Annotated in this window: 16 protein-coding genes; 10 read left to right on the plus strand and 6 right to left on the minus strand. The window is 45.0% G+C overall.

The genetic code is table 11. The features are described from left to right. Window positions 1-144: 144 nt before the first annotated feature. Window positions 145-609, minus strand: coding sequence for a phosphohistidine phosphatase SixA (gene sixA / locus BP688_RS04710; protein ID WP_290596870.1), 465 nt, complete (start codon window positions 607-609; stop codon window positions 145-147). A gap of 74 nt (window positions 610-683) precedes the next feature. Here sixA and BP688_RS04715 point away from each other — a divergent pair, with 74 nt between their 5' ends. Genes BP688_RS04715 through rrp42 form a run of 8 tightly spaced genes read left to right on the plus strand, consistent with a single transcriptional unit; the run spans window position 684 to window position 7,316 of the window. Next, a complete protein-coding gene (locus BP688_RS04715) occupies window positions 684-3,011 on the plus strand; it encodes a penicillin acylase family protein (RefSeq protein ID WP_290596871.1) in 2,328 nt (775 codons plus the stop codon). After that, on the plus strand, window positions 3,008-3,328 hold the full coding sequence (locus BP688_RS04720) for a hypothetical protein (protein ID WP_290596872.1): 321 nt from the start codon (window positions 3,008-3,010) through the stop codon (window positions 3,326-3,328). The genes BP688_RS04715 and BP688_RS04720 overlap by 4 nt, the downstream gene beginning before the upstream one ends. After that, a complete protein-coding gene (locus BP688_RS04725; RefSeq protein WP_290596873.1) occupies window positions 3,325-3,657 on the plus strand; it encodes an Rpp14/Pop5 family protein in 333 nt (110 codons plus the stop codon). The genes BP688_RS04720 and BP688_RS04725 overlap by 4 nt, the downstream gene beginning before the upstream one ends. A 2-nt stretch (window positions 3,658-3,659) precedes the next feature. Beyond that, entirely contained in the window at window positions 3,660-4,400 is a 741-nt protein-coding gene (psmA, locus tag BP688_RS04730; protein WP_290623322.1) for an archaeal proteasome endopeptidase complex subunit alpha, read from the plus strand. A gap of 8 nt (window positions 4,401-4,408) precedes the next feature. Further along, window positions 4,409-5,113 carry a ribosome assembly factor SBDS gene (locus BP688_RS04735; RefSeq protein WP_290596875.1) on the plus strand — a complete coding sequence of 235 codons (705 nt, stop codon included), beginning with the start codon at window positions 4,409-4,411 and terminating at the stop codon, window positions 5,111-5,113. Then, window positions 5,113-5,784, plus strand: a complete 672-nt coding sequence (gene rrp4, locus BP688_RS04740) for an exosome complex RNA-binding protein Rrp4 (RefSeq protein ID WP_290596876.1) — start codon at window positions 5,113-5,115, stop codon at window positions 5,782-5,784. Before BP688_RS04735 ends, rrp4 begins: the two co-directional genes overlap by 1 nt. Next, window positions 5,768-6,544 carry an exosome complex exonuclease Rrp41 gene (gene rrp41 / locus BP688_RS04745; RefSeq protein ID WP_290596877.1) on the plus strand — a complete coding sequence of 259 codons (777 nt, stop codon included), beginning with the start codon at window positions 5,768-5,770 and terminating at the stop codon, window positions 6,542-6,544. Before rrp4 ends, rrp41 begins: the two co-directional genes overlap by 17 nt. Then, window positions 6,537-7,316, plus strand: coding sequence for an exosome complex protein Rrp42 (rrp42, locus tag BP688_RS04750; RefSeq protein WP_290596878.1), 780 nt, complete (start codon window positions 6,537-6,539; stop codon window positions 7,314-7,316). Before rrp41 ends, rrp42 begins: the two co-directional genes overlap by 8 nt. On the opposite strand, the gene BP688_RS04755 is transcribed toward rrp42, so the two are convergent. The 5 genes from BP688_RS04755 to BP688_RS04775 all read right to left on the minus strand — a co-directional run bounded on the left by BP688_RS04755 (window position 7,303) and on the right by BP688_RS04775 (window position 11,800). After that, window positions 7,303-7,917, minus strand: a complete 615-nt coding sequence (locus tag BP688_RS04755; protein WP_290596879.1) for a hypothetical protein — start codon at window positions 7,915-7,917, stop codon at window positions 7,303-7,305. The two genes, rrp42 and BP688_RS04755, sit on opposite strands and share 14 nt — an antisense overlap. Continuing rightward, complete coding sequence (locus tag BP688_RS04760; protein ID WP_290596880.1) at window positions 7,914-9,137, minus strand: DUF58 domain-containing protein; 1,224 nt, start codon at window positions 9,135-9,137, stop codon at window positions 7,914-7,916. The genes BP688_RS04755 and BP688_RS04760 overlap by 4 nt, the downstream gene beginning before the upstream one ends. Further along, a complete protein-coding gene (locus tag BP688_RS04765; protein WP_290596881.1) occupies window positions 9,127-10,077 on the minus strand; it encodes an AAA family ATPase in 951 nt (316 codons plus the stop codon). The genes BP688_RS04760 and BP688_RS04765 overlap by 11 nt, the downstream gene beginning before the upstream one ends. A gap of 208 nt (window positions 10,078-10,285) precedes the next feature. Then, window positions 10,286-10,645, minus strand: a complete 360-nt coding sequence (locus BP688_RS04770) for a hypothetical protein (protein ID WP_290596882.1) — start codon at window positions 10,643-10,645, stop codon at window positions 10,286-10,288. Beyond that, a complete protein-coding gene (locus BP688_RS04775; protein WP_290596883.1) occupies window positions 10,646-11,800 on the minus strand; it encodes a hypothetical protein in 1,155 nt (384 codons plus the stop codon). 234 nt (window positions 11,801-12,034) lie between these two features. Between BP688_RS04775 and BP688_RS04780 the strand changes: the two genes are divergently transcribed. Together BP688_RS04780 and BP688_RS04785 are read left to right on the plus strand one after the other, a co-directional pair. Continuing rightward, on the plus strand, window positions 12,035-12,883 hold the full coding sequence (locus tag BP688_RS04780; protein WP_290596884.1) for an RIO1 family regulatory kinase/ATPase domain-containing protein: 849 nt from the start codon (window positions 12,035-12,037) through the stop codon (window positions 12,881-12,883). Beyond that, complete coding sequence (locus BP688_RS04785) at window positions 12,880-14,766, plus strand: DUF460 domain-containing protein (protein WP_290596885.1); 1,887 nt, start codon at window positions 12,880-12,882, stop codon at window positions 14,764-14,766. Before BP688_RS04780 ends, BP688_RS04785 begins: the two co-directional genes overlap by 4 nt. The last annotated feature ends 2 nt before the right edge of the window (window positions 14,767-14,768 follow it).

Raw genomic sequence — 14,768 nt, forward strand, 5'->3', positions numbered from 1 at the left:
ATGTGCTGAACGGAATTGGAGGCAAAATTTCACATAAAATCCATAAAAATTCAAACGTTTTCTGGCTCGTTGAAATAGGGATCAAACGGGTTTAGGAAGAGTGCGGAACGTCTTATAAGCAGTTTTTCTTATGAACTCTGAAATTTATCTGACAATCTCTGGTCTTACGATCCACAGTATTCTCCACTTTCCATCTTCACTTTCTTCTCTCTCCAGGCATACCACTCCGCCAAACCTGAAGCTTATGGCATCAAGTTCCTGATTGTTGGCGATCAGATAATTTGCAAGTCTTGATAGATGGGGCAGATGTCCTACGAGCATGATGTCTTCTCTTATATCCTTAATTCTCTCGACCCACACATCTATTTCTGCCAGCGGCTCAAGACCATCTGCTTTCTCAAGCTCAACGTCGATGTGCTTTGCCAGTATCTCGGCAGTCTGTAAGGCTCTAAGCTTTCCGCTGTGGAAAATCTTTGTAACTTTAACTCCAACCTTTTTCAAAAACTTACCGACAGCTTCAACTTCTGATTTGCCCTCATCAGAAAGTGATCTCTCTGGATCCTCTTCCTTTGGTCTTGCCTTACCATGCTGGACAAGGTACAGTTTCATATTTATGAGTTTATGTTTAGTGCAGTTAAAGTTAATGCAAAATAGATATATATTAATAGTTATAACGCTCTGGCATGAAAAAGCTCGTGGTAGTACCCATGCTTCTACTCATAGTCTTTGTCATGGCTGCACACAGCTACCTCAACCTTCTTGCACCCTTCAGCGGGAGCTTATGGAAGCAGACTGGTGAGAAAGTAGTTCTCAATCCCTACGGGTATGTCGAGGTTTACTACGACGAGTATGGAGTTCCCCACATTGTCGCGGAGAATGAAAAGGCTATGGCCTTTGCCATCGGCTATATCCACGCCAAAGACAGACTCTTCCAGATGGACTTGTACAGAAGGCTGATGAGAGGAGAGCTGAGCGAGGTATTTGGAGAGGATTTTTTTGATTCCGATGAGTTCCACATCAAGATGGACTTTGCCGGGGCTGCTGAAGCTTCTTGGGAGTTGATAAAGGAAACAGAACTTGGCGAGATGCTTATGGCGTACAGTGAAGGTGTAAATTACTACATGGATCACAATGAACTGCCAGTTGAGTTCAAACTTGCAGGATACAGACCTGAAAAGTGGACACCACAGGATACGTTGATTATTGGGAAGGAGATGGCTTGGGGTTTAACTGGTAATTTTTGGGACTTGAAGAGGGCTTTAATAGTTGAAAAGCTTGGTGAAGGTGCGCTTGAGCTGTATCCGGACTATATGAACCATAGTTACCCGATAATCAGGACTGGAGTTGTGAACAAATCATTGTTGGACTGGCTCAAACCCTTTGAGGCTAAGGACGGGATAGGGTCGAACAACTGGGTAGTTTCGGGGAAGTTTACTGCTAACGGAAAGCCGATGCTGGCCAACGACCCTCACCTTCTTCTCATAGTCCCTCCAATATGGTATGAAATGCATCTTCAGGTTAAAGGGGAAAATGTAAGAGGTGTAACTCTCCCCGGAGTTCCGGTTGTGGTAATCGGGATGAATGACTATGTGGCGTGGGGATTCACAAATGTTGGGGCTGATGTGATAGATTTCTATTACTATCTCTGGAAAGATGGTAAATATTACTACAAGGGGCAGTGGCTTGAGCCGCAGAAGGAAATCAGAACAGTGAGGGTTAAGACTGATAGTGGATATGAGGAAAGAAAAGTCGTTGTTGAAAAAACCGTTCACGGACCTCTGATTGACAAGTATGGCTCGAAGGTTGCAGTGGCTTGGACTGGACTGACGGCAACGACTGAATCTATTGCCTTGTATAAGTATAATCACGCCCATAACATTACAGAGTTCATGGATGGGTTGAGATACTTCGATGTCCCGGCACAGAATGTTGTCTACGCCGACATCTACGGGAATGTCATGTATTACCCGGCCGGAAAATATCCCATAAGATTGATCAACGGAAAAGAGGTTCCCGGAAACATCATTTTCAACGGTTCTGCCGGGGAGGGAGAATGGAGGGGTTTCAAGCCCTATGGAATCTCAACGTGGGAGGGTTTCATCCCCTTCGAGGAAATTCCTCACCTCATAAACCCGGATTATGTTGCAACAGCCAACCAGAGGGTCGTTTTTGGATATCAACATTATTTGGGAGATTCAATGTACTTTGCTGATCCCTACAGAGGAATGAGGATTTACGAGATGCTGGATGCAGCTGTAAAGTCGAAGGTGAAGATCACCCCGGAATTCTTCATGAAGATGCAGAGGGATGTTTACTCGAAGCCTGCCGAATTCTTCATCCCCTACATTCTTCAGGCTGAAGGGAAAATGAGCAAGAAAGCCAGGGAGTATGTTGAAGAGCTGAAGGGCTGGGACCTTAGAATGGAGAGGGATTCAAGAGCTGCTTTGATCTTTTCGATATGGCTCGATAATTTCGTGAATGAAACCTTCAAGGATGAGTTCTACCATGCTGGGCTGGACAGAAGCTTCTATCCTCACCTTTACATTCTCCAGAATCTGCCTGCAGAAAGCAGGTGGTTTGATGATATCCAAACACCTGACAGGGAGACAAGGGAGGATATAGTGGCGAGGGCAATGGAAATGGCTGTGAAAGAGATTGAGGAGAAGGGATACAGGGTTTACGGGGACTACAACAGGCTGAACATAGAACATCCCTTTAGCAGAGTTGTGAAATTCTTCAATTATCCCTCTATGCCTATGAACGGATCAACCTACACGGTATTCAACTTCAGAAGGGCTGTGGATTGGGAAACTGGAGTTTCGCAAGTTGGTAGCAGCTGGAGGATGATTGTGAACTTTGACGAAAACTATTGCATAATACCCGGTGGCAATTCGGGGAACTACTTCTCGAAGCATTATTCTGACCAGCTTGAAATGTGGGCGAATGGCAGGTACAAGCCCCTCGATTTCGAGATTAGAGGGGAGAAGATCATTTTTGAGGTGAGCAGATGAGAGATGAAATCAAGCTTTTGGCAGGTTTTGTGATTGGTCTTGCAATCTCTTATTTCCACTGGGTAGGCCTGATAGTTGGGGGACTTGCCGTTGGTGCAGTAACAAGGAGTCTAAAGATTGCCCTGGTGTCAGGTTTCATCTTTGGCATCGTGGTATGGCTCGCCTTTGTTGCAATGCTATCGGCAAACGGGATGGTTGGCAAGTTTTTTGCAATGTCTCCTCTACAGTACATCAGTCTCGTGCTGACAGTAATTGCCACGACAATTTCAGCGTCTATCACAAACTTTTTTTCACGTTCCTTACAATACAAAACGTGAAAGGATTGCCACCATCACTGAGAAGCAGAAAAAGATATATTGCCTTCAGAATTATAGCAGAAAAGGAGGTTGACGAAAGGTCACTTTCGCGAGCACTGACGGACAGTATGATGTCTCTGTTTGGCGAGTGCTTTACGGCAGGGAGCGGAATAAGACTGGAGTACTTTGACGGGCAAAAAGGAATAATTAGATGTCACAGAGAAGCACTGGAAAAGGTGGTGGTGGCCTTTACGCTGATTGATAGAGTGGGTGAAGTAAGGGTAATCCCGCTGACAATCGGGGTCAGCGGAACGATAAAAAGGTGTAAAAGAAAGTATTTGGAGGTGTAGATATGCATTTACCCCAGATGGGATATGATAGAGCAATTACAGTCTTCAGTCCAGACGGTAGGCTGTTTCAGGTAGAGTATGCAAGAGAGGCTGTAAAGAGAGGAGCCACAGCAATTGGAATAAAATGCAGGGATGGGGTTATTCTTATTGCTGACAAGAGGGTTGGCAGTAAGCTTCTCGAAGCAGATACCATCGAAAAAATATACAAGATTGACGAACACATCTGCGCTGCAACTTCAGGGCTTGTGGCGGATGCGAGAGTCTTAATTGATAGGGCGAGGATAGAGGCTCAGATTAACCGCCTCACCTACGACGAGACTATAACGGTCAAGGAGCTGGCAAAGAGAATATGTGATTTCAAGCAGCAGTATACACAGTATGGTGGCGTAAGACCCTTTGGCGTCTCCCTTTTGATTGCAGGCGTTGATGAGGTTCCCAAGCTATACGAAACAGACCCAAGTGGTGCTCTTCTTGAATATAAGGCTACAGCAATTGGAATGGGTAGGAATACAGTTGTTGAGTACTTCGAAAAAGAATATAGTCCGGATATGGGCTTTGATGAAGCGTTGATTCTTGGCTTGGTGGCGATGGGTAAAGCGATAGAAAGTGAGATTTCGGCAGATAACCTCGAGGTTGGATACGTCAAGGTAGAGGACAGGCAGTTCAGAGATATGAGTGCTGAGGAACTCGCGCCATACGTGGATAAAGCGAATGAGAAAATAAGAGAGGAACTGAAAAAGTAAGCGGTATTATGGTATCTCTCGATAAAGCTGTAATCGCAAGACTTCGAAAAGGAGGAGAAGAATACGAGGTTCTTGTTGATCCCTACCTTGCAAGAGACCTTAAAGAAGGCAAGGATGTGAATTTTGAAGAATTGCTTGCTGCGGAGGAAATATTCAAAGACGCAAAGAAGGGAGAGAGAGCGTCCTCCGAGGAGCTTAGGAAGACGTTTGGCACAGACGACATCTACGACGTTGCGAAGAGAATAATACTGGAAGGTGAAGTGCAGGTAACAGCAGAGCAGAGAAAGGAGATGCTTGAAGCGAAGAGGAAGCAAATAATCACCTTTATAAGCAGAAATACCATTGATCCCAGGACTAATGCCCCCCATCCTCCCAGTAGAATTGAGAGGGCTTTGGAGGAGGCAAAGGTTCACATTGACATCTTTAAGCCAGTAGAAGCACAGATAAAGGAAATCGTGAAAGCACTGAAGCCAATACTTCCGCTTAAATTCGAAGAGACTGAAATCGCCATAAAGATACCACCTGAGTATACAGGAAAGGCAATTTCTGCACTTTACAACTTCGGAGGGATAACGAAGGAAGAGTGGCAAAGAGACGGAAGTTGGATATGCGTAATGCGAATTCCATCTGGGATGTATGGAGAACTTATGGATTTGCTTGGTAGGGTTGCCAAAGGAGAAGCTCTTACAAAAGTTTTGAGGAGGATTGGATAATGAGAAAGATTGTTCTTCCCGGAGACCTGCTCTCAACAAACCCAAGGGCAGCTGGCTATGGCACTTATGTTGAGAATGGGAAAGTTTACGCAAAGATAATCGGACTTTTTGATGAAACCGAAACTCACGTTAGGGTAATTCCCCTCAAGGGTAGATACTCTCCCTCACCTGGTGATGTTGTTGTGGGTATAGTAAGAGAAGTTGCGGCAAATGGATGGGTTGTTGACATCTACTCCCCATATCAGGCATTTCTGCCTTCCAGTGAAAATCCAGAGATGAAGCCAAACAAAAAGGCAAACGAGGTGCTTGATATTGGCGATGCCATCATTGCCAAGGTTCTCAACATTGACCCCAAAATGAAGGTCACGCTGACGATGAGGGATAGGATTTGCAGGGCAATAAGGTTTGGCAGAATTGTTGCCATAAATCCCGCAAGGGTTCCGAGGGTCATAGGGAAGAAGGGAAGTATGATAAAGCTGCTTAAAAGTGAGTTAGACGTTCAGATTATTGTCGGACAGAATGGCCTTATATGGGTCAACGGTGATCGGAGAAAAGTTTCTATTGCTGAAGAAGCTATTTATTTAATCGAAGAGGAAGCTCATACAGAAGGTTTAACGGATAGAGTTGCTGAATTTATTAAAAGGAGGAAGTTAGATGTCGGAATTCAATGAAAAACCCGAAAAGTTGATTGTTGATGGTTTGCGCCTTGACGGACGAAAATTCGACGAGCTTAGACCGATCAAGATCGAAGCTAACGTTCTGAAGAGGGCTGACGGATCATGCTACCTTGAAATGGGAAAAAACAAGGTGATAGCGGCAGTTTATGGGCCGAGGGAGGTGCATCCGAGACATCTCCAAGACCCAAGCAAGGCAGTGATTAGATACAGATACAACATGGCTCCTTTCAGCGTTGAGGAGAGGAAGAGGCCGGGACCAGATAGAAGGAGCATTGAGATATCTAAGGTGAGTAAGGAGGCTTTCGAGGCTGTTATAATGAAAGAACTTTTTCCGAGAAGTGCTATAGACATCTTTGTGGAAGTTCTGCAGGCTGATGCCGGAAGCAGAACTGCTTGCCTGAATGCTGCGAGCGTAGCTCTGGTGGATGCTGGCGTGCCGATGAAGGGTATAATAACTTCTGTTGCTGTAGGAAAAGCGGACGGACAGCTTGTCCTTGATCCTATGAAGGAGGAGGACAATTTTGGAGAGGCTGACATGCCCTTCGCCTTTCTGATAAGGAATGGCAAGATTGAGTCTATTGCTCTGCTTCAGATGGATGGCTGTATGACGAAGGATGAGATTAAGCAGGCTTTGGAACTTGCCAAAAAAGGAGCCTTAAAGATATATGAAATGCAGAAGGAGGCAATACTGAAAAGATATTTGGAGGCTGGCGAGGAGATGGATGAAATAGCAGAGGGGAGAGAAGATGCCTGAAGACATTCTTGTTGACATTAAGAGGGATTACGTTCTCTCAAAGCTCAGGGATGGGGAGAGGATTGATGGGAGAGGCTTTGACGAATTCAGGAATGTTGAGATCATACCAAATATCGTTGAAAAGGCAGAGGGTTCTGCACTTGTGAAGCTGGGAAACACGGAGGTTGTTGTCGGAGTGAAAATGCAACCGGGAGAGCCCTATCCAGACACGCCGGACAGGGGTGTTATAATAGTAAACGCAGAGCTTGTACCGCTTGCATCTCCAACCTTTGAACCCGGTCCACCTGATGAAGGCTCGATAGAGTTAGCAAGAGTTGTTGATAGGGGGATAAGAGAAAGTGAAGCTGTGGATTTGTCAAAACTTGTGATAGAAGAGGGTGAGAAGGTCTGGATAGTTTTCGTTGACATTCACGCTTTGGATGATGATGGTAACCTGCTTGATGCCTCAGCCTTAGCCGCGATTGCTGCACTGCTGAACACGAAGGTGCCGGCGGAAAGATTTGACTTGGGGGAAGATTATCTACTTCCAGTCAGAGATCTCCCTGTTTCGGTTACATCGCTGATTGTCAACAACAGATACCTTGTTGATCCGTGCAGAGAAGAAATGAGCGTTGGCGAGAACACACTTACAATTTCAACCGATCAGGATGATAACATTGTGGCGATGCAGAAAAGTGGTGGATATTTGCTGGATGAGAAGCTGTTTGATGATCTTCTTGATGTGAGCGTTAACTGTGCGAGAAAGCTAAGGGAAAAACTCAAGGAGATATAGCCTCATCTTTTTCCTCCACACTTTTTGCAAGAATATAAGCTCCGGCAAGGAAGGTGAGAATCCCTATTGCAGCGGAGAGTATCCTGTCCATCTCAAACTGCAGTTTCAAGTTCAGAAGAAGAGGGTAAAGAAGGAAGATAAGGAGAGAGAAGATGAAAGCTTGGAGATAAGAAATGTAGCACCTTTCACAGGGAACACCGTTGACCCTTGCCCCTCTTATTGACTCCCAGTTTCCATGAAGAATTTCTGCAGTTACGTAGAGCCACGTAACAATCAAAAGCGGTTCTACACTGCCAGCATATGATGAGAAGGCAGCATGAAGACTCTCCGCGACCCCTCTGAATCTAAGGGCGTAAAGCGTGTCAATAAACCCCTCAAAAATCTCGGAATCAGGCAAGATGGGAGAGAGGTTGAAGAATATCAGAAGGGAGTAAAAATAGAAGTTGAATGGTCTTCTGAAAAGAAGGCTGATTAACGGTATTACAAAAAGCAAGAGTTCAGCGGGGTATGGAATAAAGTATCTAAGCGGTGATGAAACAAAGCTGTTGTAGGTAAAGTATGCAGCAACTTCGGCAATTAGAAGGTTAACTAAGTATATCATCTCGCAACACCCACCATAACCTTCTCAACAGGTTTGCCAGCTTCTACCTCTATAACGTTAACACCAGCAGCCCTCAAACTACGCTCCGCACTCCCCTCCATTGCTTTAACCACTGTAGAAGCGAGTGTGTTGGGTTCAATCGTAGATTTAATGGTAATGACAGAAACTGGCAAGTTTGACCTGCCCATCGCTCGTAGAGCAGCTTTGGTGGGGTTGCTATACTCAGCTCTCGTAATGAAAATTGAAGCGGGTTTAACAGTTTCGATATACTTCTTGGCTTTATCGAGGGCAACTCCAAAATCCTCTCGCCTCTCAGCCACATCGAGCTTCATCAGGGTGGAGTATACCTTGTTGAACTGCCTTTTTCCTGATTCAGGATAAAGAACAATGCTGTGGCCAACAACATAGAGTCCTACCTTATGTCCCCTCATCGCGAAAAAATATGAGAGGGAGGCTGCGATTTCAATTGCAGTCTCAAAGCAGTTTCGTTTAATATCACCATGCAACATGTAAGGATTTGCGTCGAGAAATATCCAGACGGCTTTCTTTCCCTCCCTCTCAAACTCATTCACCATCAATTCTCCAAGTTTTGCTGTAGCTTTCCAGTTTATGAATTTCACCGGGTCACCGTGACTATACTTGCGAATCTCTCTAAAATCTGTTCCCGGAACACCTACCTTTGAAACGTCAATCTCAGGAATTGGCTTTCTCGCCACACCCCTTTTCGCCGCAACCCTTCTTATCCTGTAAATCCTGCTCTTGACCTCTACCTCTTTCCCCAAATTCAATGTTCTTCTGGTTCTTCTCGTTGCGAAGACGTTCTCTGACTCAATCAAAAACTTTCCTAAGCTGTAATTCCCCCTCTTCATCGGAACGCAGACGTATTTGATCTCTACGCTACCAATTCCTGCCACGAACGTGGCTTTTGCGTTTGATCCTTCAATGAGTTCAAAAGAATTGGGTAAAACGTGCATGGCCTTTATTATCCCAAATCCGGTGACTTTAAGCTTTATAGACGCCGATAGTGGCTCTCCAACCCGCTCTCCACCTTCGAGATTTACAGAGATTACGCTTGTTCTGAAGGGAATGTTCGGAAATGCCAGAATGAGGAGTGGTAGAATGGCAATCCAGAGCAACTTGACGGATGTAAACAAAACTGAAAGAGTAAGGAGGAAGATAGAGGTAATTACAAGGGCTCTGCTAACCCTTCTAAGCTTCATATTTGGGTACCCTCACTCTCTCGAGAATATCCTTTACAACTTCTTCTGCTCTTAAACCCTCTACAGCATACTCGAACTTGAGAATTATTCTGTGACTCAACGCTTCAACGGCAACCCTTTTAACATCATCGGGAATAACGTAGTCTCTACCGTCTATAACAGCCAAAGCTCTGCTCAGTTTGAGTAAAGCCAATCCACCGCGTGGACTTGAACCAAGCTCAACAAGCTCGTGTCTCCTCGTCTCCCTTACAAGCTCTGAGATGTACTCCAGAATTTTTCTGTCAACATAAACGTCTTCAACAGCTCTCTGCATTTTCTCAAAGGTAGAAAGAGAGATGACTGGGTCAATGTCTTCAGTCGGATCGTCCTTCTTCCAGTTCATCCTCCTTTTAAGTATTTCCATCTCCTCTTCAATTGTCTCGGGGTATCCGGGGCTAATTCTAAGCATAAACCTGTCCATCTGAGCTTCAGGGAGAGGATACGTCCCCTCCTGCTCAATTGGGTTCTGTGTGGCTATCACGAAGAAGGGAAGTTTGAGCCTGTATGTTTCACCCTCGACCGTAACCTGCTTTTCTTCCATTGCCTCAAGCAGCGCTGCCTGAGTTTTTGGAGGACTTCTGTTTATCTCATCAGCAAGAAGAACATTGGTGAATAAGGGCCCTTTAACGAATTCAAAACCGTTACCTCGCCAGATTTTTACTCCGATTATGTCTGATGGAAGCAAATCGGGAGTGAACTGCACTCTTCTGTAATCTGCACCAATAACCCTCGCAAAAATCTTTGCAAGGAGAGTTTTTCCCAATCCCGGATAATCCTCAAAAAGAATGTTTCCATTTGTCAGAGCCGCGGCGAGCATTTTCTCAACCAGCTCTTTGCTTCCAACATAAACGTCACATACAGCATTGATTATTCTGACGCAGATGTCGGAGATTTCTTTCATATTCCCAGTAGCTCTCCCGAATTATATTTATGTTTTGGGTCTAAACAGTGATAGATCGGTTGAGGATATGTGCAGTGTCGCTTTTGGAGAATGGTCTGAATATCACTCACAAGTGCACAAGATACCAAAATATCATCCCATCAAGGCAAGGATGCCGGGATTTGATATCAAACCAACTGCAACACCAGCGGCAAGTCCTCTTTTAAGGTCAATGCGATAAGCGAGCTTCACGAGGAGGGAGGCATATGGTGCTACCATTGCGAAAGACAGGATGTATAGGCATTATGGCGTTGCTGGATGCTGCGTTTGCAGCGGTATCGAGCAGAAGCCCGCCGAGCGTGAGTATGAATGTCACGAAAACGAACTTAGCCCCAAGTTTGAGCCTCATCACCTTCAGAACAGCGGCGAGGATTGCAGAGTTCACTGCCAGATTGATTGTGAAAAGTAGTATGAGCATCTGAGATTCCGTCATCCAGGGCGATTCTCCTGGAGGTATAGGGTCTGCTCCGACGATTTGCATGGCAATTATGCCCATTGTCGCAGCAGTTTTAACACACAACCTCGACATTCAGATCACCCTCAAAATAACAGGATTCGAACGTAGAACTATCTCCTCCCTTAAATCTCCGTAGGCTGAGACTTTAACGATTGCTGTTACCTCGTAAACTCCTGATTCCTCGATTCTGCAGCTCATATTCGCTGAGAGTTCAGATTCAGGTTCTACAGTTCTCTTCGAAAGAACAGATAGCTGCAGTTCTGGCAGTTTGCATACGAGCCCGCTCTCATTCCTAACCTCGATTCTGAAGGGATGTAAGTGTCCAAAGTGGATCGTGATAGCATTGTCCCCCTCATTGATGAGCTTGGGTTTGAAGCTGACAATACCACGTCTCACAATATCATCTATCTCAAGTTCAAGCTTAAGGTTCTCGACGATCAGTTTCGTGTCTTCGCTGAAAGACAGCTCAGCATTCCACCTATTAAAAATCGTAGTCCTCTTGCTCAGGTCGTTAGCCTCAATTATCACCTCGAACGGATACTCGAATATCTTGAGGATGTAGCGATTTTTGAACTCTGCTATCCCGCTTTCGTTCGTTTTTGCTTTGAATCTGTAGAGCGGATTTGCATCGCTCTGCACGATCACCGTTGCATTCTCAATTGCCTTTCCATCAAAATCCAGAATTTTAACGAAGAAAACTGGCTCAACAAAATCGGTGTTAATGACATCTTTCCAGAGAACAAACCTCTTTGAGTTCACGCTGATCACGTAAACACCCTCTGATTTCAGCATCTTAATCGGAATTATGAATCCATCCTTGAGAGCGTAGCATCCATGAACTTCTTTATCTGCCACTTCAACGCTTACATTTGCATCCGTCATGTTCAAAACTTCGATTACTTCACCAACATACTTCAGAACTTTGAGTGGATGTGCGTAACCAACCTCCTCCCTCACTTCCCTCACGCTTAGCCAGTTGTTTATCTTTGCTTCGTAACATTTCTGCGAATCACAGAAGTGGATCAACGCTTTGCCAATGCTCCCATTTTCAATGTAGAGCTCCATTCCGGCAAGCACGGCTGAAGTGTTCTCGACTTCCGTTGCATTCAGCAACTCACTCCACACATCCTCCAGTTCGACTACTCTGAGAGGTTCTGGATGTGTCGCCGTTAACAGTGCCAAAGCTACAAGAGTGATGAGCAGTAGGATTGTGTAAAACGCTCTCATTTTCTGCCCATCCTGTTTGAATCTTTTCAAATTTTTCTTTTTGTTCGATTTAATAGAAAGATTGAATTTTTTAATCCGACCATCTTACCCTTACGTTCTTCGGTTCTATATAGCGGGGGTTTTGAAAATGCTAAAGGCTGGTAGACCTACAGGACTGATTTCGAGCCTAAACAGTCGAAAGCATCTCAGGTAAGTGAGAGGAAATATCAAATACCAGAGTGCGGTAGTTCAACCGTGAACCTTGCTGAACTTTACAAAGAAATGGGCAGACATTCGTGGAAGATACTTGATGCTATCTTCAAGAACCTCTGGGATTATGAATATGTTCCAATCCAGCTCATAGCCTCGCAGGCCAGAATTGGGGAAGAGAAGGCGAGAAATATTCTGAGATATCTGTCCGATCTGCGTATTGTTCAGAATAAACAGACCGAATATGAAGGCTCTACCTTCACGTTCTTCGGTCTGAGCCTTTACTCTCTTCACAGACTCGTAAGAAAAGGACATGTTGAGGCAATAGGAAAGATAATGGGTGAGGGGAAAGAAAGTGCAGTTTTCAACTGCTATTCTGGGAAATATGGCGAGTGTGTTGTGAAATTTCACAAGGTCGGACATACAAGCTTCAAAAAGGTTAAGGAGAAAAGAGATTATGGTGACCTCCATTTTTCGGTTCTTGCCATAAGGTCTGCCAGAAATGAATACAGAGCTCTCAAAAAGCTTCAAGGACTGGCAGTGCCGAAGGTTTATGCTTGGGAAGGAAATGCTGTCCTCATGGAGCTGATCGAGGCCAGAGAACTCTATAGGGTTAGGGTAGAGAACCCCGAAGACGTTCTGGACATGATCATCGAGGAGGTTGCGAAGTTCTACCGCAGGGGTATTGTGCATGGAGACCTGAGTCAATACAACGTCCTTGCCAGTTCAGAGGGAATTTGGATAATAGACTTTCCCCAGAGCGTTGAGGTCGGGGAGGAGGGCTGGAAGGAGATGCTTGAGAGGGACGTCAGAAATATCCTGACATACTTTAACCGGACTTATCGCATGGAAAAGGATATTAATTCTGTATTAGATAGGATTATGCAAGAATGAGTGTGGTATTTGGGGTAGATATCGTAGGTGGCTCGGTTCACGGGAAGATAAAGCCGAGATACGCTGTTGTAGTTTTGGAAGACGGCGATGAATTTGAAAAGATAGTTTCAAGGAGCAAGCTTTTCAGAATGGTTAAAGAGGAAAAACCTGAAATCATAGCTGTTGACAACATTTATGAGGTTTTCAAAAGTAAAGAGGAGCTCGTCTTCTTCTTAAAGAACGCTCCCGCGAAGACCAAGCTGGTGCAGGTCACAAGCAAAGGCTCTTCTCTGCCAAGCCTGTCCAAGAGGTTTGGGCTTAAGATCAACATAAGAAATCCAATTGATGAGGCGAGGGCGTGTGCGTATCTTGCCAGCTTTGGAATTGGCAGCGAAATTTCAGTGTTTACGGATAAAACAAAAATCACGGTTTCGAGGAACAGAAGCTTGGGAAAAGGGGGCTGGAGGCAGAAAAAGTATGGCAGGAAGATTCATGCCTCTGTCAGGATGATTTACAGAGAAATCAGAAACAAGCTGGCAGAGATGGGTTTTGAGTTTGTGGAGGACGTTAAAAGTGGTTATGGTGGCATATCCAGGGGAATCCTACTCGTCAACGCACCGAGGGAGAAAGTGCCGATCAACTCCTTCAAAACGAGGGATGTTCAGGTGAAGGTGGAGGCTGTCGAGAAAGAGAAGATAGAGTTCATACCACTGATAAAAACCCTTCGATACACCATTGTTGGTATAGACCCTGGGGCAACTACAGCAGTTGCAGCGGTGGATTTGAGGGGGAATCTGGTTGATGTTAAGAGCAAAAAGGGCTGGAGCAGTGGAGAGGTAGTTGAGTATATATCCTCTCTTGGAAAGCCTGTTGTGGTGGCAACAGACAAAAGTCATCCTCCTGAGCTTGTCTCGAAAATAAGGGCGTCATTTAACGCTGTGCTTTACACACCAAAGGAAGATTTGAGTGTAGATAAAAAGAAGGGGCTGACGGCAAAATACCGCCTGCTCAACGACCACGAGAGGGATGCGCTTGCTGCTGCAATTGACGCCTATAACAGCTATAAGAACAAGCTCAGTAACATAGAAAAGAGGTTACCGGCTGGGATGGACTCAGACAGAGTTAAGGCTGAAATAATAAAAGGCACACCACTCAGAGACGTGTTTGCCAGCCATTTTAAGGAAGAAAAGACAGTCAAAAAAGTTCAGAGCAACGGTGTAAGCAGAGAGGAGATTTTGAAAAGGGACAGGTTGATTGAGGAGCTTAAGGAGGAGAACAGAATCCTATCGAAAAGGATTTCAGAGCTCAAAGATGAGATAGAGAAATTGAGGATGCGCCTGAGTATGATTTCACGAGAGGAGCACGAGAAGATCAGGAGGGATAATTACATCAGAAATCTTGAAAACGAGATTCGCGAACTGAAGAAGAGGCTGAAGGAGAAAGAGAATGAGATTGCCATGCTTAAGGAGAAGATCGAACTCCTGAGGAGAATGAAAATGCTTGAATTTCAGGGTTGGAAGGAGGTGAAGGTTCTCAGGAAGTTCACAAAGGATGAGGTTGAGAGAGCTGAAAAAGAGCTTGGAATCTCAGAGGGTGATGTTGTCTGCATCCTCGATTCGAGTGGCGGTAGTGCTGCAATCGCGGAGATGCTATGCAAGAAGGGAATTAAGGCGGTGATATGCAGCAGTGAAATGTCTCATCTTGCTGCCGAAACCTTCGATTCCTACAGCATTCCGAGAATTTCCGTTGATGAGGTTGAGATGCTGGTAGGAGAAGACATTGCCGTTGTCAACACAGGGAAGTTTGAGGAGGTTTATGAAAGAAAAATGGAGGAGATAAAAAGGAAAAAAGTTGAAAACCTCGAAAAGCTTGTTGAGGATTACAAGAGGAGAAGGGTGATGTGAAA

Origin of the sequence: Archaeoglobus sp. UBA230 (assembly GCA_002507545.1) — an archaeon.
In the GTDB taxonomy this organism is placed as follows: Archaea; Halobacteriota; Archaeoglobi; order Archaeoglobales; family Archaeoglobaceae; genus Archaeoglobus.

What these genes read in the sequence shown, in the direction of transcription:
- sixA (WP_290596870.1), bottom strand. Translation starts at nt 609, where the DNA reads ATGAAACTGTACCTTGTCCAGCATGGTAAGGCAAGACCAAAGGAAGAG.
- BP688_RS04715 (WP_290596871.1), top strand. Translation starts at nt 684, where the DNA reads ATGAAAAAGCTCGTGGTAGTACCCATGCTTCTACTCATAGTCTTTGTC.
- BP688_RS04720 (WP_290596872.1), top strand. Translation starts at nt 3,008, where the DNA reads ATGAGAGATGAAATCAAGCTTTTGGCAGGTTTTGTGATTGGTCTTGCA.
- psmA (WP_290623322.1), top strand. Translation starts at nt 3,660, where the DNA reads ATGCATTTACCCCAGATGGGATATGATAGAGCAATTACAGTCTTCAGT.
- BP688_RS04735 (WP_290596875.1), top strand. Translation starts at nt 4,409, where the DNA reads ATGGTATCTCTCGATAAAGCTGTAATCGCAAGACTTCGAAAAGGAGGA.
- rrp4 (WP_290596876.1), top strand. Translation starts at nt 5,113, where the DNA reads ATGAGAAAGATTGTTCTTCCCGGAGACCTGCTCTCAACAAACCCAAGG.
- rrp41 (WP_290596877.1), top strand. Translation starts at nt 5,768, where the DNA reads ATGTCGGAATTCAATGAAAAACCCGAAAAGTTGATTGTTGATGGTTTG.
- rrp42 (WP_290596878.1), top strand. Translation starts at nt 6,537, where the DNA reads ATGCCTGAAGACATTCTTGTTGACATTAAGAGGGATTACGTTCTCTCA.
- BP688_RS04755 (WP_290596879.1), bottom strand. Translation starts at nt 7,917, where the DNA reads ATGATATACTTAGTTAACCTTCTAATTGCCGAAGTTGCTGCATACTTT.
- BP688_RS04760 (WP_290596880.1), bottom strand. Translation starts at nt 9,137, where the DNA reads ATGAAGCTTAGAAGGGTTAGCAGAGCCCTTGTAATTACCTCTATCTTC.
- BP688_RS04765 (WP_290596881.1), bottom strand. Translation starts at nt 10,077, where the DNA reads ATGAAAGAAATCTCCGACATCTGCGTCAGAATAATCAATGCTGTATGT.
- BP688_RS04770 (WP_290596882.1), bottom strand. Translation starts at nt 10,645, where the DNA reads ATGTCGAGGTTGTGTGTTAAAACTGCTGCGACAATGGGCATAATTGCC.
- BP688_RS04775 (WP_290596883.1), bottom strand. Translation starts at nt 11,800, where the DNA reads ATGAGAGCGTTTTACACAATCCTACTGCTCATCACTCTTGTAGCTTTG.
- BP688_RS04785 (WP_290596885.1), top strand. Translation starts at nt 12,880, where the DNA reads ATGAGTGTGGTATTTGGGGTAGATATCGTAGGTGGCTCGGTTCACGGG.